Here is an 18,594-nt window from a genome sequence, read left to right as displayed (position 1 = left end):
CATCTTCAAATAATACATCAGCTTGTGGTACATCTTTAAGCGGATAACCGTAACCATCTATGCCAATCGGTACATCAATACACTTTGTTCTGCATCAAAATCACGTACAATAAACGGGTTATTTGGATAAGGAATCTTGCAATGCCACCATTTGTCTTGGTCGATGGCTCATACTTTTTATTTCGTGCTTTTCATGCTTTGCCACCGCTCACCACGTCAACTGGCTTACATACCAATGCAATTCGTGGGGCAATTTCTGCCATCCAAAAACTGATGCGTCGTACCCAGCCAACACATATGGCAGTCATTTTTGATACGCCAGAACCAACTTTTCGTCATGTGCTATCACCGATTTATAAAGGTGACCGCCCAAGTATGCCTGAAGAATTATCAGAACAAATTCCATACTTGCATGCCTTAATTCGTGCTTTAGGTATCCCCTTATACATGCTGCCAGGTGCAGAAGCAGATGACATCATCGGGACTTTAGCCAAACGTGCGGAAGCCGCAGGACAGCAAGTGCTGATCTCCACAGGCGATAAAGACATGGCACAGTTGGTAACCGATAAAGTCACCTTAGAAGACAGCTTTAAAGACAAGCCCATGGATGTGAATGGTGTGTTTGAAAAGTTTGGGGTGTGGCCAAACCAAATTATTGATTATCTGACCTTAATGGGCGATGCCTCTGACGGCATTATGGGTGTTCCAGGTGTTGGCGCCAAAACTGCGGCAAAACTGTTAACAGAATACGGCTCAATTGGTGGCATTTTAGAAAATGTCGATAAAATTAAAGGCAAAGTCGGTCAAAACATCAAAGAACATGCTGATGGCATTGCGCTTGATCATCAACTGGCAAGTATTGTCTGTGACTTAGAGACAGGACTGACCTTTGACGATCTTAAACTCCAAGATCCAAATACTGAAGCCTTACGTTCACTGTATACCGAACTGGAATTCCGCCAGCAGTTACAATCGCTCGATCATCCAAACAATCCCAATAGTGCAACCTACAAACAAGCGACGCAACACATTGCCAAATCAGCACAATCTGAAACCGTCATCAATACAGAAGATCAGGCCGTTCAAAGCAGCGTCGATGACCAACTGGGGCAAGCGAATTACCATACTGTGCTCAGTGCAGAACAGTGGACTCAATTATTCAAACGTTTAAGTACAGAAAAACGTTTTGCCTTTGATACCGAAACCACCAGTTTAGACTATCGCGTAGCACAAATTGTTGGTTTCTCGGTCGCGTTCGATGCGCAAGATGCGTATTACGTTCCACTTGCGCATGATTATGAAAATGCACCTGCGCAGCTAGATCGTGAACAGATCTTGGCGCAAATTAAACCTATTTTAGAAGATGAATCGGTTCAGAAAATCGGTCATCATTTGAAATATGATGCGCATGTCTTAGAAAATCATGGCATTGAACTAAAAGGCTGGTATTTCGATACCATGTTGGCATCTTATGTACTCAATGCTGTGGCGACTCGTCACGGGATGGACGACGTTTCGCGTCTCTACCTCAGCCACTTAACCACGACCTTTGAACAGGTGGCAGGTAAAGGCGCAAAACAAAAAACCTTTAACCAAATTGAGATCGAAACCGCCGCGCACTATGCAGCTGAAGATGCCCATGTGACCTATCGACTGTTTGAAGTGCTCGATGCCAAACTACAAAAGCATCCCGAACTGGTCAATATCTTGCACAATGTCGAAATGCCAGTTGCCCGTGTCCTGACCATCATGGAAGAAAATGGCATTGAATTGGATCTAGGCTTCCTTGACCAACTTGGTGTTGAGTTTGCCAATACCATGGCCAACCTTGAAAGCCAAATTACCGAACTGGCAGGACAAAGTTTCAATGTCAGCTCGCCGAAGCAAGTCGGTGAAATTCTGTTTGATAAACTCGGACTTAAGGGCGGCAAAAAAACCGCAACGGGTCAGTACAGTACCTCTGAAAGTGTTTTAGAAAAGATTGACCACCCAATTACCGAGCTAATTTTGGACTATCGTGGGTTATCCAAACTAAAAAGCACCTATACCGATGGCTTATTAAAACAAGCCAACAGTGATACCCATCGTGTACATACAAGTTACCACCAAGCACTGACCGCAACTGGTCGTCTGTCTTCGACCGACCCCAACTTACAGAATATTCCTGTGCGTGAGGAAATTGGCCGTCAAATTCGTAAAGCCTTTATTGCACCACAAGGTCGCGTGCTCTTGGCAGCCGATTATTCACAAATTGAACTGCGTTTAATGGCGCATTTCTCACAAGATGAAGCCTTGGTCGATGCTTTTAATCATGGGCAAGATGTACACCGTCGTACAGCGGCTGAAGTCTTAGGTGTCGCACTTGAAGATGTTACTTCAGACCAACGTCGTCAGGCCAAAGCCGTCAACTTCGGTCTACTCTACGGCATGTCTGAGTTTGGCTTAACCCGTCAACTCGGTTTTAGCCGCGAAGAATCGCGTGGCTATATTGCGAAATACTTCCAACGTTATCCGGGCGTGCTCGACTATATGGAACGTACCCGTCAAATTGCACGTGAACAAGGTTTTGTCGAAACCATTTTAGGCCGTCGCTTGTATACGCCCGATATTATGGCAAGCAATAAAATGATCAAACAAGCGGCTGAACGTGCCGCAATTAATGCACCGCTGCAAGGTTCTGCTGCGGACATTATTAAAATGGCGATGATTGCAGTTGATCAAATGCTGCCTAAAAATCAAGCCAAAATGCTACTTCAAGTACACGATGAATTGGTTTTTGAAGTCGATGAAAGTATTGCTGATGAACTGGCTTCGAAACTGGCAGACGTGATGCAATCTGTTTTGCAAATTTCTGTGCCATTGTTGGTTGAAGTCGGCAAAGGTCGAAACTGGGATGAAGCCCACTAAAAGATTTGCTCCTTCCTCTGCCTAGGAGGAAGGTTGGTATGGAGGTCATTTGCCTCCTAGAAGAAATATCAACGTCTTCACCTAAAAATTTCAGCCACAAAAAAAGGACTCGCAATCGAGTCCTTTTTTTATTCGCTACAATCTTATAAACCCGTTAGCAGTACAATCGCCACTTCATTCATAATCATTTCAGCAATATACAGCGCCAAGAACGCTACGATTGGAGAAAGATCAATCATGCCCATATTCGGCAATAAACGGCGAAACGGTGCCAATAATGGTTCAGCAAGCTCTTGTATCACTTCGATATAAGGCGAGCGTGATTGCGTAAACATCACCACCCAACTTAATATAATTGTTGCAAAAATCAGGTAACGACAGAAACGAATCAAGTCCTGAATCATGGTCACAAAAGTTAAAATAACCAAATGCACAGGACTATTCGGCATCGCTCCAGAGAGATACATGACGCCAAAAATTTTCAGTAAGTACAATAAAACCAAAAGTACTAAAGCCGCTAAGTTAACACGGCCTTTCGCTACATTTGGAAAAATACGACCAAACATATCCACAATTTTTGTGGCTTTTACGGTCGACATCACCACTGGGTTATAAAAGTTAACCGCTGCCAACTGCATGAGAAAGCGGAAGAACACCAGTAAAATTGCAACGTTAATAATGATGCCAAAAATTAGCGCAGAGTTTGCACCCATACTTGAACTTTCCTAAATAAAACGATTATTTGCTACTTTCACTCAGCTCTTGAGCAAGTTCCTGACTTCGCTTTTGAGCAGCAGCCAATGCAGCTTGGATATTTTGTGAAATTTGTGCACGATCAAACACTTCAAGTGCCGCTTGGGTTGTACCATTCGGTGAAGTGACATTTTTACGCAATTCAGCTGGTGTATTTGAGCTCGTGATTGCCATTTGTGCCGCACCCAATGCAGTTTGCAACGTCAACGCCGTTGCTACTTTTTCATCTAGACCGAGGTTTTTACCTGCACGGATCATGCTTTCCATCATATAGAAAAAATACGCAGGACCTGAACCAGACACCGCAGTCACAGCATCAATTTGCGCTTCATCGCCTACCCATAAAGTCAAACCTGTCGCAGCAAGTACTTGGCTCGCCAAATCACGGTCTTCTTTATCTACAGCCTCAGTGGCATATAAACCATGCGCACCTGTTTGTACTAAAGCAGGCGTATTTGGCATCACACGAACAATACGATTAGTGCCAGCTAATGCAGCAATCGTTGCAATTTCAGCACCCGCAACAATCGAAATAATCAACTTACCGTCAAATAAACCGTTTAATGGTTTTAAAACATCGGCTAAAACTTGAGGTTTAACCGCTAAGACCACGACATCGGCTTCACGAATCGCAGATGCATTGTCCTCAGTCACCACCAAGTCTTTTTCAGCCAATAAATGACGAACTTGTTCAACAGGATCAGAAACCGTAATGCGAGTTGAAGGTAAACCACGTGAAATCAAGCCACCAATGAGGGCTTGAGCCATGTTACCACCGCCGATAAAACAAATATTACGATTCAACACTGCGCTCATGATTATTTCTCTATCCTGAATTTTTTAACTAAGCGATTAAATTTGGTTGCCATCCACCCGCTTCACAATAAGCCGACTCGACCAACCAAAATCCTTTAGGCGTAAAAACACCAATCATAACATTATCTATGCTTAATATTTGTATTGTATGACGTTGCCACGGAAAAATTTGTGCGCTCTGAATGGCTTTTTTCAACGGCCATGCCCCAACACGTCCATACAAATGCAATTTTTCTCCACCTAAACGTGGTTTTATCTGTAAAGGCTGCTCTAATAATGCAGAAGACAGTCCATATTTTTGTGTTTCTATGCGATATTGCCCTGAAGCCAATCCATAAGCTTGATCTAAACTAAACCGTTGCTCAATTGACTCAATCGTCTGAAATTGTTCCGCCAAATACTCGGCTTTACTGACACGAAAGAGCTGTTGTTGATAGCGTACATAATAATATTGGTTCCAATGCAATGCGGCTTGAGCATCCACTTTGGATTCAATCACTTCATCAAACAAGCGTTGCACCATATCAAAAGCAGGACGATATAAATCCTCACCTTTCATCCAAGCAGAGAGCAACTGTCGCTGTCTCGGGGCAGACAACTGACGAAATGAGGTTAAATTTAAAACCGAAGCATTGCCGCAACTGGCCCAATCTTGTGCCAACACATCGGCTAAAATCGTTTCAGCATCTTGCATCAAATAACTGGTGCGTGCCAAAGCTTGCTGCATTTTCGGAAAGCGTTTTTCTAAAATTGGCCACAATTCAGCTCGGCACCATGCCCGATCATAACTGGTATCAAAATTGGTTTGGTCTTGAATATTTCTCAACTGCATCTCAGCAGCCCACAGCTCAATTTGCTGTCTGGACAAAGCCAATAGCGGGCGCCAAATTGTAAATTGCTCTCGTATGTCGATGCTCTGCATGGCGGCAAGTCCATGAATCCCCGCACCAGAGAGTAATCGGAGTAAAACGGTTTCGGCTTGATCTTGTTGATGATGGGCGAGAACTAAAATTTCATTGGCAAGAAGATGCTTCTGAAAGGCTGCATAACGTGCACTACGCGCTTGGCTTTCTACATTGCCTAGATCAACATCCACCGCTTGAATCACACATGGGACATCCAAGACATAACATTGTTCTTGAACAAAGCTACCCCACTGCGGACTAACATCCTGCAATTGATGATCAATATAGATGGCGCGAATGCGCTTGGGAAATAAATGAGACATCAAATGCAGTAGCAGCATGGAATCCATGCCACCACTACATCCGATTAAAAAATGAGGCTGTTCAGGCGTATCCTGAAACTCAGTTAAGACACTAGCCCTAAATTGTCGCTGCCAAACTTCATTAAACGTTGGTAACGTGCTTCGCATCGTTCATTCGCATCCATTGGTTGCAACTCAGCCAATGCATCTTTTAAAACGGTTTTTAAAGCATGCATGACTTGTTCTGGGTTGAGATGAGCGCCCTCACCTTCATCGACCACATATTCAACAATACCAATTTTCTGTAGTTTTTCAGCAGTCAATGCCAAAGCTTCGCTGGCTTGTTCTGCTTTTTCAGCTGTTTTCCATAAAATAGATGCACAGCCTTCAGGTGAAATGACTGAATAAATACTATGGGATAACATCACCACACGGTCAGCCACACCAATGCCCAGTGCGCCACCTGAACCGCCTTCACCAAGTACGGTTGCAATCACAGGCACTTTCAAGCTTGAAAGTTGTGCCAAAGAGGTTGCAATTGCTTCAGCCTGACCACGTTCTTCTGCACCCACACCTGGATATGCACCCATGGTGTCAATAAAGGTAAAGACGGGTAGATTAAAACGTTCAGCCATATCGAGTAAACGTTGTGATTTACGGTAACCTTCTGGGTTACTCATACCAAAGTTATGTTGTAACTTTTCACGCGTACTGCGACCACGGTGTTGACCCACAATCATGACTGGCTGACCATCAAAGCGAGCTAATCCACCGATCATTGCACCATCATCACCAAATAAGCGATCACCATGCAAAGCATCAAATTCGGTAAAAATTTCACTCACATAATCTAAAAATTGCGGACGCTCAGGATGACGTGCAATTTGAACCGTCGTCCATGCTTTGGATTGCGCAGCTTTATTCTTCATAGCTCAACCATAAATCCCTAATTGACCAATTTATTCATCGACAAATTGTTCTGATTGGATATCCAGCTCAACATCCCAATGCTTAAATTGCGCTTGCTCATCATGCAAGTCTGCAACCAGCAAAGGCCATTGCGCGGCATTACCAGAAACACTCAACTGCCATTGTTGCGCATTGCCTACTGTTAATTCAATGGCAGGAAGCATCTGATCGCTACGACTATGATTGAGTAAAACTGCGAGGCGAAGTAACAAACACAGATAGACTAATTTGTTGCCACCGACCTTCATCACATCAACACGTGCGTCACTGCGCAGCTTACGACGGTGATGGGCCACCAAATGTGATAGATGGTTTTGATCAATTTGCGAGAATCCCGCAATGTCAGAATGTTGCAATAAATATGCGCCATGACGATGGTAGCCCGCATGGCTAATCGCTAAACCAATTTCATGCAGATAAGCCGCTCGACGCAGTAAATCACTGTCTTCTGTGGTTAATTTTAGCGAATCCGCCACACCATCAAACAAATGCTGAGCCATGTTCACGACCCGTTCAGCTTGTTTTGGATCGGCGTTATAACGGCCCATTAACGCTTGTACAGAACGATCTCGAATATCTTCATGTTGAAAACGTCCCAGCAAGTCGTACATCACCCCTTCACGCAGGGCACCATCCGAATACACCAGTTTATCCAGTTCGAGTACATCAAAAATGGCATACAAAATAGCGATTCCGGCTGGCAAAACTGCTCGACGGTCTTCTTTTAGACCATCAAACTCCATCTCAGCGACATGTTTGTATTTGAGCAATTTTTCTTTAAGCTTATCTAAGCCGTCACGGGTGAGTTCTTCTTTTTCATTACTCCAACCCATATTTACGGTAATTTGACGACATGCTTTGATGGTTCCACTCGAACCGACCACCGTATCCCAACCCGCTTCTTTATAGGTATTGGCAATACCCGACAGCTCCTTACGTGCTGCAACCACGGCTTTATCAAAACTTTTTTGGTTAATTTCACCATCAACAAAGAAGGCTTTGGTAAATGCTACACAGCCCATTTGTAAAGATTCGGTATGAATGGGCTCAAATTCTTCACCAATAATCAACTCTGTTGAACCCCCACCGATATCAATCACAAGGCGGCGCCCACTGTTTACCATGGTATGAGATACACCCAAATAAATCAGTCGAGCCTCTTCACGACCCGCAATAATTTCGATGTGCTTCGGCAAAATTTCTGCCGCTTTTTGAATAAATTCATGTCCATTTTTGGCTTGGCGTAGCGCATTGGTCGCCACAATTCTTAAACGATTCGGCTGAACCGAACCTAAACGTCCGACAAAGCGAGATAAACAGGCCAAACCACGCTGCTGTGCGGCTTCTGTTAAGTTTTTGTTTTCATCTAAACCCGCTGCTAACTGTACTTTTTCTGACATTGACGCAACTTTTTTCACTTCGCCATGGTCCACTCGTGCAATCGCTAAGTGGAAGCTGTTCGACCCCATATCGATGGCAGCAAGTAACTCTTCATCAATTAAAAAATCAGACATGATTTAATATAAACCTATACAGAATTGTGCTTAGATTAATTCACCTCCATGCAATTTAAAAGCCATTTATGGTCAGAAATTGACGAGCTTTTAAAATTTCAGCATATATGACAATTGTGTTACACGATCAGTAACATCGTGAGCATCAATTAGACAAACTCAAACTAAAGGTTGAAAATTTAGGAATCCATCTACTCAGTGATAGCAGGCTATGACATACTATTAGCCATAAAACTATCCAAAAATTGAAACTGGAGTTATCCATGTCTGGCAATATCGTAAATACAACTGATACAAACTTCGACGCTGATGTACTGCAATCAGACGTTCCTGTGCTCGTTGACTTCTGGGCAGGTTGGTGTGCACCGTGTAAAGCCATTGCACCTGTATTAGAAGTATTGGCGAACGAATACGAAGGTAAAGTGAAAATTGTTAAAGTTGACGTCACTGCTTGTGAAGCAACGGCTGTGAACTATAACATCCGTAACATTCCTGCATTACTGATGTTCAAAAATGGAGAAGTTGTCGCTCAACAAGTGGGCGCTGCACCAAAATCGAAATTGACTGCTTTCATTGAAGAAAACATTTAAGCATCTGTTTAGATCAAAAAATGAAATACGCTGTTTAAACAACAGCGTATTTTTTTCGGCTATAAATTGACAAGTCTAACTTTCTCTCTTATATTGCATGATCAAGAGATAAAGGATTATTCAATCCTGCCATTTTCTTAAAAGACACAACACATAAGATCGCCGCTCGGCAATACAAATTGTTTTGACACATTTTTCTTTAAACAATGAATCAGTCCTCTGAATTGTTATTGTGCAAATACAATTGCGTTACTTCATTGCATGTCTGCGGCTAAATGTTGCTTCCTTTTCATCCTGTATTTTAGAATTTTTGATTCTTATCTGACCTCCTATGAATTTAACCGAACTCAAGAAAAAACCGATTGGCGAACTCATCAAAATTGCCGAATTTATGGGCCTGGAAGGAATGGCCCGTAATCGTAAGCAAGACATTATTTTTGCCATCTTAAAGCGCCATGCGATGAATGGCGAAGAGATCTTTGGTGATGGCGTTTTGGAAATTCTGTCAGATGGCTTCGGCTTCTTACGCACTGCAGCGGGTTCTTACCTTGCAGGTCCAGACGACATTTATGTTAGTCCATCGCAAATTCGTCGTTTCAATCTACGGACTGGCGACACCATTACAGGAACCATTCGTCCACCGAAAGAAGGCGAACGTTATTTTGCACTGTTAAAAGTGAACCAAATTAACTACGACACTCCTGAAAACTCACGCAATAAAATCTTGTTTGAAAACCTAACACCACTTTTCCCAACCGAGCAATTGGTGATGGAACTTGGTAATGGGACGACAGAAGATTTAACCGCACGTGTGGTTGACTTGGTTGCACCTATCGGTAAAGGCCAACGTTCAATTATCGTAGCACCGCCAAAAGCGGGTAAAACCATGTTGTTACAAAATATCGCTCAGTCGATCGTGCGTAACAACCCTGAATGCTTCCTCATCGTTCTTCTGATTGATGAACGTCCTGAAGAAGTGACAGAAATGGAACGTACTGTTCGTGGTGAAGTTATTGCATCAACGTTTGATGAATCTCCAGCTCGTCACGTGCAAGTAGCTGAAATGGTAATTGAAAAAGCTAAGCGCTTGGTTGAACACAAGAAAGATGTTGTCATCCTTCTCGACTCAATTACCCGTTTAGCACGTGCTTACAACACCGTTGTTCCTTCATCTGGTAAGGTTTTAACTGGTGGTGTGGATGCACATGCGCTTGAACGCCCTAAGCGTTTCTTCGGTGCAGCACGTAATATTGAAGAAGGTGGCTCACTAACCATCATTTCTACAGCCCTGATTGAAACTGGCAGTAAAATGGATGAAGTGATCTACGAGGAATTTAAAGGTACAGGTAACCAAGAAATTACACTGGATCGCCGTATTGCAGAAAAACGTGTCTTCCCTGCGATGAACATTAAAAAGTCTGGCACCCGTCGCGAAGAGCGCTTAATGTCTGAAGATAATCTACGTAAAGTCTGGATTTTACGTAAGTTACTTCATACCCAAGATGAACTTGCAGCAATGGAATTCCTACTTGATCGCATGAAAGAAACCAAAACCAATGATGATTTCTTTGATCAAATGAAGCGTAAAGCGACCAGCTAATCCGACCTACTTCATCTAAAAAGGCTGTCTTAACGACAGCCTTTTTATTTGGTTGACTTAGCTTACACAAAGCAACATTTCATCTCATTCTCTGTAAACTTATTTGCAAGTTTTTGATAAATAAAAATTTGAAATAAAAACCCTCATCTTTTTAAATGTTTATTTAGTACTTCTCCAATACAAACCTCATCATTGATTGTTATTTTCTGTTAAAAAAGCCCTGTTTTTAGACCTTTTTTATCACTTTTTTCATCCCAGCTAGTAGCAATTCAAAATGCGCAGTGATAGCATATTTGCAGACCAGTTAGGCTGCTCCTGCATTGTTAGTCCCTAACAAAATTAGGAACAATAAAAGCACACAACAGACTAACGTCGGTTTTTTTTAATCTCATATTTTAGAGAGTGATGCCATGTTATTCAAAAAAATCGCTATTGCTGCTGCAGTTGCTACTACTTTAGCTTTCGTTGGCTGTGCTAAGAAAGAAGAAGCTCCTGCTGCTGAAGCTGCATCTGAAGTTGCTGCTGCATCTGAAGCTGTTGAAGCTGCATCTGAAGTTGCTGTAGATGCTGCTGCTGCTGCTTCTGAAGCTACTGTTGCTGCTTCTGAAGCTACTGCTGCTGCTTCTGAAGCTACTGTTGCTGCTGCTTCTGAAGCTAAAGCTCACTAATCTCTTAGAGATTAGTCAAAAAGAGAGCCTGTGGCTCTCTTTTTTTATGCTCAAATTTTATCAAAAAATGACATTCTATTATTTTGCAAAAATTGAATCAGCCAAACGATCACCCAAAATTTTAAGCAAAAAAAAGCAGATCAATCGATCTGCTCATTTCCCACACGCTGGCGGAATTTCTGCCCTGCGCGGAAGGTTACTACACGGCGTGCAGAAATCGGAATTTCTTCACCCGTTTTCGGGTTACGACCTGGACGTTGACGTTTATCACGCAACTCGAAGTTACCGAAACCAGAAAGTTTAACTTGCTCACCAGAGATTAGCGCTTGGCTAATCTCGTCAAAGAACAACTCGACCATTTGCTTAGCTTCACGACGGTTTAAACTCGTGAGCTCACTTAGATGGTCAGCCATTTCCGCTTTTGTTAATGCTGTCATGAAGCCCTCAATGTCGCCTGATAAGTGTTTTCCAACACTTGTAAAATATGATCCATACCGGATTTAATTTCAGCATCTTCGAGCGTACGTGATGGATGTTGCCAAAGAAGTGCAAATGCCAATGAGCGCTTACCGTCTTCAACACCTTGCCCAGTGTACACATCGAATAACCAAGTCGAGTCTAAAAGCTCACCACCTGTTTTTTCGATAAGTTGCTGAATTTCACTTACATTTATCTTATCACTAATTAAAAGCGCAATATCACGTCTAACCGACGGAAAACGTGATAATTCTGTAAAATTAGATACATAAGTTTGCAAAACAGCCGATTGATCAAGTTCAGCCACCCAAGTTGTGCTCAAATCCAATGCATCTTCTAAAGATGGATGTAATCGACCAAAGTAACCAATAGATTGACCATCGACTAAAACCTCAGCAGACTGTCCTGGATGCAACCAGCTACGCTCAGAACGAACATAGTCTACTTGCACACGACCTGCTGCCAATACTTCTTCAATTTCACCTTTGAAATCAAAGAAATCCATAGCTTGAGGTTTAGCATGCCAAGTTTCTGAAGTTTTTGCACCTGTTGCAATCACTGCAAGGGTAGGAATTTGTTTCAAATCATGAATAGATTCAGCGTCTTGATAGTCAAAGCGCAAGCCTAGTTCAAAGAAACGTACACGACTTTGTTGGCGGTTTACGTTGTATTGCACACAAGGAATCAAACTAGAGAGCAGTGTTGAACGCATCACCGCTAAATCGCTTGAAATCGGGTTAGCCAAAGCCAAAGGATTCACAGCCGCATTGAGTTGCTTCTCAAGCTTTAAGTCTGCAAAGCTAAAGCTAATCGCTTCTTGATAACCCAAAGTCACGAGGGTTTGACGAAGCTGAGCTATTTCAAATTGGTCTTGATATTGAGCCAATTTCGCTTCAATTTTTGGCAAACTGATTTGAATATTGTCATAACCATGAATACGCGCAACTTCTTCAATCAGGTCTTGGTAGATCGCCATATCATAACGGTGTGAAGGCGGCACTACAGACCACTGGCCTTCTGCTTTAACCGTCACAGCACAACCTAAACGGGTTAATGCATCCGCAATAAATGCAGCATCTACGCGATAACCGAGCAATTGATCCACTTGTGCTTGTTCTAGCTCAATCGCTTCACGCTTCGGTAAAACAGCCGCTTGTTCCGCAGTCGTAATCGGACCGAACTCACCACCCGCCAATTCTGCAATCAATTGTGATGCGCGGTGCATCGCGAGCATTGGGAGTTCAAAATCCACGCCACGCTCATAACGCTGTGATGCATCAGTATGTAAGCCAAAGCTACGGGCACGACCTGCAATGGCTAATGGGGCAAAGAATGCAGACTCTAAGAAAATGTCTTGGGTTTCATCGGTAACAGATGAAGACAAACCACCCATGATGCCTGCAATCGCTAATGCTTTTTCATCATCCGCAATCACCATGACTTTTTCATTGAGCTCAACTTCTTGTTCATTCAGTAGAACCAATTTCTCCGCCGTATTCGCTTGACGAACTTGGACTGAACCTTGAATTTTTGCTGCATCAAAAGCATGGAGCGGTTGACCCAACTCCATCAGTACATAATTGGTAATATCAACCAAAATACTATGCTGGCGAATCCCTGAGCGAACCAAAGCGCGTTCCATCCACTCTGGGGTTGCTGCTTTGGTATTCACGTTTTTAATCACACGACCCAAATAGCGCGGGCAGCCTTCAGTGCTCACCACAACTTTTTTCTCATCAGCAATGGTCGCGGCAACGGCATTAATTTCAGGTGCAGTCACGGTCAGTTGGTTAATTACCCCAATTTCACGGGCAATACCACGAATACTAAAACAGTCACCACGGTTTGGCGTGATGCTGATATCAATCACATGATCATCTAAATTTAAATATTCACGAATATCCACACCGACAGGTGCATCAACTGGCAGCTCTAAAAGACCATCAATTTTATCGTCTAGATCAATTTCAGATGCACCACACAGCATACCTTGTGATTCAATGCCACGAAGTTTGCCTTTCTTGATTTTGAACTCACCTGGAAGCACAGCACCAATGGTTGCTACAGGGGCTTTCATACCAACCCGTACGTTTGGTGCACCACAAACAATTTGTAAAGGTTCACCTGAACCAATATTCACCGTGGTCACACGTAAACGGTCTGCATCGGGATGTTGCTCTACAGTCAACACTTCACCAACAACCACGCCAGTAAACGGTTTTGCCGCAGGTGATAAATCATCGACCTCTAAACCCAGCATGGTCAGTTGGTCAGATAAAGTATTGCTATCAACGGCTGGGTTAACCCATGTACGCAACCAATTTTCGCTAATTTTCATAAATTCAATGTCCTTAATCTCCCCTAACCCCTCTTTTAAAGAGAGGAAAACACACCACCGTTTTAGGTAGACCAGTCCCCCTTTATAAAGGGGGATTTAGGGGGATTTCAATAATTCTAAAATAACTGTTTAAACTATTAAGCAAATTGGCGTAAGAAACGCACATCGTTTTGGTAGAACATACGTAAGTCATTGATGCCATAACGAAGCATCGCAAAACGTTCCACACCCAGACCGAAAGCAAAGCCTTTGTATTTTTCAGGATCAATCCCTGCTGCCTGCAAGACATTTGGATGTACCATGCCACAACCAAGCACTTCTAACCATTTACCACGCTCATCCATAATATCCACTTCAGCACTTGGCTCTGTGAATGGGAAATAAGATGGGCGGAAACGTACTTTTAAATCTTTTTCAAAGAATTCATTTAATAGATTGACCAATAAACCTTTCAGTTCTGCAAAGCTGGTATTTTCAGCGACATACAGACCTTCAATTTGATGAAACATTGGCGAATGTGTTTGGTCAGAGTCACAGCGGTATACACGACCTGGGCACACAATACGAATCGGGGGTTGCTGGGTTTCCATAGTACGAATCTGCACACCCGAAGTATGGGTACGTAGCAAATGTGTCGCATCGAAATAGAAAGTATCGTGCATTGCACGCGCAGGGTGATGCCCTGGAATATTTAAAGCTTCAAAGTTGTGATAGTCATCTTCAACTTCAGGTCCAGTTTCAATCACAAAACCCGCTTTGGTAAAGAACTGACAAATACGCTCTTGTACTTGAGTAACGGGGTGAATACTACCAATCGTTTGACCACGACCCGGTAAAGTAATATCCACCGTTTCACTTGCAAGTTTTTGCGCCAACGCCGCTTGTTGTAATTGTGTTTGGCGTTCAGTTAAAGCACCGGTAATCGCTTCGCGGACTGCATGAATTTGCGCACCAAAATTTTTACGCTCTTCAGGGTCCATTTTACCTAAAGCTTTTGATTGCTCAGCGAGCTGGCTTTTCTTACCCGTAAACTGCACTCGTACTTGATCGAGTGTAGCAAGGTCCTCTGCTGCTGCAATCGCAGCAAGCGCTTCAGTGGTCAGGGCTTCCAGTGACATAGTAACTCTCAAAGCAACAATTTATAAAATTAATAAAACCCCATATTCTATCAGTTTTTAAGCACGTTGATGAAGCTCTACGATCAGGAAAATTTGTTTAGTACATGGTTTTATAATCAGGTTAAGATAGGGCCATCACAGAAGAGAACAACAAACGATGTCGCTTGATCCTATTTGGCAACAACAACTTACTTTAGTGACTTATGGCAATGAATATTTACGCCACAACCTAAGTTTCCAACGTTGGTTAGAACATGCCATTTTTGACCGACATTGCTTTCAGTTCCGTGACCTAAATAGCCAACATTTACTGGCTCAGCATTTTCAGGTATGGCTTGAAGCCTTAAAAAAACAAGGGGTCAAACAGCTCAGTCTGCATAGCTCAACATTGCTAGCAGATGAAAAGAACCCCAACTCAAATATTGAACTCCTCGCTACACCACATATTATTGTGAGCCATCAAGCACAGCAAAAAACTGCTTGGATTTTTGGTAAAGAACTGGCTGAGTGGTACAGCGCTGAACATGATTTTATAGTTCCAAAGGCACAACAAAGCTCAATCCGTAGCGAAAATTTATGGCGTTTTGAACTGAATCACAAACTCAGCAAACGCATTGAAGCGGATTTACAAACGCCGAAATGGGATGAAATCGAGAACTTTACCGAACAAGAACTATTTAGTGCGCCATTTGCACAAGATTTAGTAGAGCCAGAGACGGCAAACTTACCTTACTATGGGCAACAAGATGCCACAGATGCAGTCCACCGTCTCGCTCTTTTACCAACAGATTACGCTGCTGATTATGCACACCAAACGCTGTATCGTTTAGATACACTATCAGCATTGATCCAGACTAAGATTCAACATCCTTATAATGCAGAAGGCCAAGTACTCACGCCAGATGAGCAATTGAACTTACGTCATTTTGAGCAAAAGATTGATGATTTAAGTACCAAGTTTATCGTAAAAGTGGCCAATCACTATCAAACCGCGCAGCTCACACCCAAAGACACAACTACACCACTGGATGCACGTAATCATCCAACACCTAAATTAAGTGCGATAGAGAGCAAGCCTCATGAAATACACCATAAATCGGGGAAAACTGGGGTGTTTGCTTTAATCGTGATTACGATTTTGATCTGCCTAGTTGGCTATTATTTTGGCTTATAAGTTATTACCGAGATATCTAAGCGCTCCTCTCAATGAGCGCTTTTTTATGGATTCAATTTCTTTAGGCAGTAATTAGAAGATTGAAGGGCCGAATCTTGATTTGTACCTTATGCTGATTGGCATGTTGATTAATATAATGATTAACTGAAACCACCTCGCCTTCTAGCTCCGCATCAGGTCCATACATAATTTTAACTGACTCGCCTTTTCTGGGAATCATTTCTAATTCCACCGTAATACTTCCCTGTCCCATCCCAGTAATTTCTGCAAGCATATCCTGCTCCTTTTCTTTTTAATCTTTTTATTTATTAGGCATCGACCACCTTTGAGATTAAAGCAGATTTATGTAACTAAAGCTTAACAATTCATCTTGATCGCTGAGTATGCACTGATATTTTTTTATTTAAACGTTATGCTTTTCAACAGCCAACTGGTCTAAAAAACGACTCACCTGTTTTGGTGTCTTTAAATGAATCCACTGTATATGTTGATATTCAGGCATCTGCATCATTTTTAAGTATTTCTGTCGGTTTTTAGCATGTGTTTTGATCATCCACCAAATAATCGAGTCCCGACCAAACATCCGTAGCAAGCTTTCCCGATTATTCGAGTTTTCCCATAAATCCTGTTGCGCCCATGCCCGCTGAACCGCACGCTTCACAGAACGGTAAAGATTGACTGGAAACGGTAAGTCCAACCAAATGACAGTATCAATTTCCGCCCATTTCACAGGAATGGCGCGGGTATAGTTACCATCGATCACATAGCCCTGTGTCGCCTTTTGTACTTCTGATTCAATCTTGGCAAAGAAGACTTCATCGGGACATTCTTGCCAGTCATCAAGCCAAAATAGATTATCAAGCTCGATATAATGCAAATCCAACTTTTCGGCCAAAGCTCTGGAAAATGTAGACTTTCCCGTGGCAGAGGTTCCTACAACATTAATTTTTTTCATAACCATCTACCCAAGACTCGAAAAGAGTTAAAAACTATATCTAGAAGTTTCAATACCTAAAACATTATTAGCAATAAAATTACAATTAAAGTAATAGCCTAAAAACGTAAACACCGATATTCTCTGCACCGACAAAACAATAATTTTTAGTATTTATTCAATTAGTAAAATATAGTTATCGGAATTAAAAAGTGTATCTAAATAGAGCTTATCGCCAAATTGCTTTTGTAAGCTATGGAAATGAATATTTAAATGGTGCCGTTGATACAGAGATCCTAGATAGACATCCATTATTATTCAACCATTTTCCAATATTACGTGATACTAAATACGGTACGCTTTTATGCGGTTCTGCTTCACATCTATTGGGTCGCCTACAAGAATCCGGAGCCATAAAACTGAGTTTACATGTTGCTCAAGACTTGCATATGGAACTCAATGACTCTTCAATTTTTTATTTTTCAACCGATAAAGAAAGTTTTTGTATTGTTGTGCATTATCCTCATAATGAATATAAAGTTTTAATCCTTAGCGATGAAAAACCAACATGGCAAAGTTTTGATGAATATGGAAACAAAGATTTTTATGATTATTCCAATTATTACCAAAATGTAGAGGCATACACGTTACACCACCCATCCCCTCAAGCAATTTCTACTATAGAACAAGACTTAAAGCCAATCAATTGGGATACTTTTTTTAAAGACACAGAAGCACGTCTTTATTTTAATGATATGGCAAAACAATATGGCAGTTTTCCAATTCCATTAGATATCAATAATTGCTATGTCGGCGATTTATTCAATGATTCTATAAAAGAGCACTATCCGATATTTCCATTCACTATTCGAAAAAATTACGCTTCGAATTTGATAGAAAATACAGCTTTATTAGAACAGCAATATTCCGCTGCATCACATTCAAAAAATGAATATTCCGATTATGTTCAAATGAATAGTAACGAAAGAGATACTTTTTCAGCAGCCTATAATCAACTGACCCTACTCCGCCCACTAATTTTTAAACACTGCGCAAATCAATATCAATTTTCAGACATTAAAAATTGTAATTACTTGTCCAATATTCCCGAAACAACAAAAGATTCTTCTTTTTCTATTGAAAAAAACACCGTTCAAATTCCGACATCCAATGATGGAGTAGAAAATACCACACACCTAAAAGACATAGAACATCAAGTAGAAACAAAGAGCGTAGCTGTAAGCTCTTTTCATTTATTCAAAATCATGAAATTTTTATGGCACATCATTTGGTGTTACTGTGCATTATGGACTTTGGCTTTCTATTCCGTATCGTGGGGAAATACTTTTATACTAACGATTGCATTTTTATATGCACTTTATAAAAGCATCATTCATTCAAATGTCTTGTCCTGAAATAGATTGACAGTATTCCACTTCAAACCGAGTTAAGCAATTAGCTCGGTTTTAGTTTGCTCATACATCTGATTCGGGGTGTTCATATTTAAACTTAAATGTGGTCTATAGCAA

Annotated in this window: 16 protein-coding genes; 6 read left to right on the top strand and 10 right to left on the bottom strand. The window is 41.8% G+C overall.

The window, feature by feature from the left end; translation table 11 throughout:
• Positions 1 to 141 precede the first annotated feature (141 nt).
• Entirely contained in the window at positions 142 to 2,907 is a 2,766-nt protein-coding gene (polA, locus tag MF4642_RS14535) for a DNA polymerase I (RefSeq protein WP_078426678.1), read from the top strand.
• Between the two features lie 143 nt (positions 2,908 to 3,050).
• Here the strand turns inward: polA and MF4642_RS14530 are convergent, their stop codons facing one another.
• From MF4642_RS14530 to ppx, 5 genes are read right to left on the bottom strand one after another with little or no spacing between them, the layout of a single operon-like run.
• Positions 3,051 to 3,620, bottom strand: coding sequence for a YggT family protein (locus MF4642_RS14530; protein WP_004979206.1), 570 nt, complete (start codon positions 3,618 to 3,620; stop codon positions 3,051 to 3,053).
• Between the two features lie 25 nt (positions 3,621 to 3,645).
• Complete coding sequence (gene proC, locus MF4642_RS14525) at positions 3,646 to 4,476, bottom strand: pyrroline-5-carboxylate reductase (RefSeq protein WP_078426677.1); 831 nt, start codon at positions 4,474 to 4,476, stop codon at positions 3,646 to 3,648.
• A 28-nt stretch (positions 4,477 to 4,504) separates the two neighbouring features.
• Positions 4,505 to 5,851, bottom strand: a complete 1,347-nt coding sequence (gene tilS / locus MF4642_RS14520) for a tRNA lysidine(34) synthetase TilS (RefSeq protein ID WP_078426676.1) — start codon at positions 5,849 to 5,851, stop codon at positions 4,505 to 4,507.
• A complete protein-coding gene (locus tag MF4642_RS14515; protein WP_078388708.1) occupies positions 5,788 to 6,612 on the bottom strand; it encodes an acetyl-CoA carboxylase carboxyltransferase subunit alpha in 825 nt (274 codons plus the stop codon). Before MF4642_RS14515 ends, tilS begins: the two co-directional genes overlap by 64 nt.
• 30 nt (positions 6,613 to 6,642) lie before the next feature.
• The gene (gene ppx, locus MF4642_RS14510) at positions 6,643 to 8,166 is read right to left on the bottom strand and encodes an exopolyphosphatase (protein ID WP_004692262.1); all 1,524 of its coding nucleotides are present in this window, start codon (positions 8,164 to 8,166) and stop codon (positions 6,643 to 6,645) included.
• 263 nt (positions 8,167 to 8,429) lie between these two features.
• Between ppx and trxA the strand changes: the two genes are divergently transcribed.
• The 3 genes from trxA to MF4642_RS14495 all read left to right on the top strand — a co-directional run bounded on the left by trxA (position 8,430) and on the right by MF4642_RS14495 (position 11,024).
• The gene (gene trxA, locus MF4642_RS14505; protein WP_078388709.1) at positions 8,430 to 8,756 is read left to right on the top strand and encodes a thioredoxin; all 327 of its coding nucleotides are present in this window, start codon (positions 8,430 to 8,432) and stop codon (positions 8,754 to 8,756) included.
• Positions 8,757 to 9,087: 331 nt separating this feature from the next.
• Complete coding sequence (rho, locus tag MF4642_RS14500) at positions 9,088 to 10,356, top strand: transcription termination factor Rho (RefSeq protein WP_078388710.1); 1,269 nt, start codon at positions 9,088 to 9,090, stop codon at positions 10,354 to 10,356.
• Between the two features lie 410 nt (positions 10,357 to 10,766).
• A complete protein-coding gene (locus tag MF4642_RS14495; RefSeq protein WP_005400740.1) occupies positions 10,767 to 11,024 on the top strand; it encodes a hypothetical protein in 258 nt (85 codons plus the stop codon).
• Positions 11,025 to 11,164: 140 nt separating this feature from the next.
• Here MF4642_RS14495 and MF4642_RS14490 read toward each other — a convergent pair whose 3' ends face one another.
• The 3 genes from MF4642_RS14490 to pheS form a co-directional block, all read right to left on the bottom strand.
• Entirely contained in the window at positions 11,165 to 11,461 is a 297-nt protein-coding gene (locus MF4642_RS14490) for an integration host factor subunit alpha (RefSeq protein ID WP_004649746.1), read from the bottom strand.
• Positions 11,458 to 13,839 carry a phenylalanine--tRNA ligase subunit beta gene (pheT, locus tag MF4642_RS14485; protein ID WP_078426675.1) on the bottom strand — a complete coding sequence of 794 codons (2,382 nt, stop codon included), beginning with the start codon at positions 13,837 to 13,839 and terminating at the stop codon, positions 11,458 to 11,460. Before pheT ends, MF4642_RS14490 begins: the two co-directional genes overlap by 4 nt.
• 137 nt (positions 13,840 to 13,976) lie before the next feature.
• Positions 13,977 to 14,957: a phenylalanine--tRNA ligase subunit alpha gene (gene pheS / locus MF4642_RS14480; RefSeq protein WP_004979194.1), complete on the bottom strand. Its 981-nt coding sequence runs from the start codon at positions 14,955 to 14,957 to the stop codon at positions 13,977 to 13,979.
• Between the two features lie 157 nt (positions 14,958 to 15,114).
• Between pheS and MF4642_RS14475 the strand changes: the two genes are divergently transcribed.
• On the top strand, positions 15,115 to 16,131 hold the full coding sequence (locus MF4642_RS14475; RefSeq protein WP_078388713.1) for a hypothetical protein: 1,017 nt from the start codon (positions 15,115 to 15,117) through the stop codon (positions 16,129 to 16,131).
• A 61-nt stretch (positions 16,132 to 16,192) separates the two neighbouring features.
• Here the strand turns inward: MF4642_RS14475 and MF4642_RS14470 are convergent, their stop codons facing one another.
• Together MF4642_RS14470 and MF4642_RS14465 are read right to left on the bottom strand one after the other, a co-directional pair.
• Positions 16,193 to 16,405, bottom strand: a complete 213-nt coding sequence (locus MF4642_RS14470; protein WP_078388714.1) for a hypothetical protein — start codon at positions 16,403 to 16,405, stop codon at positions 16,193 to 16,195.
• 129 nt (positions 16,406 to 16,534) lie between these two features.
• Positions 16,535 to 17,086, bottom strand: a complete 552-nt coding sequence (locus MF4642_RS14465) for an adenylate kinase (protein ID WP_078426674.1) — start codon at positions 17,084 to 17,086, stop codon at positions 16,535 to 16,537.
• Positions 17,087 to 17,277: 191 nt separating this feature from the next.
• Between MF4642_RS14465 and MF4642_RS14460 the strand changes: the two genes are divergently transcribed.
• Entirely contained in the window at positions 17,278 to 18,480 is a 1,203-nt protein-coding gene (locus tag MF4642_RS14460; protein ID WP_078426673.1) for a hypothetical protein, read from the top strand.
• Positions 18,481 to 18,594: the final 114 nt, after the last annotated feature.

Source organism: Acinetobacter sp. MF4642 (assembly GCF_002018925.1).
Classification (GTDB): domain Bacteria; phylum Pseudomonadota; class Gammaproteobacteria; order Pseudomonadales; family Moraxellaceae; genus Acinetobacter; species Acinetobacter johnsonii.
The sequence above is the reverse complement of the archived record's forward strand: the minus strand, read 5'-3'. Positions and strand labels throughout refer to the sequence as shown.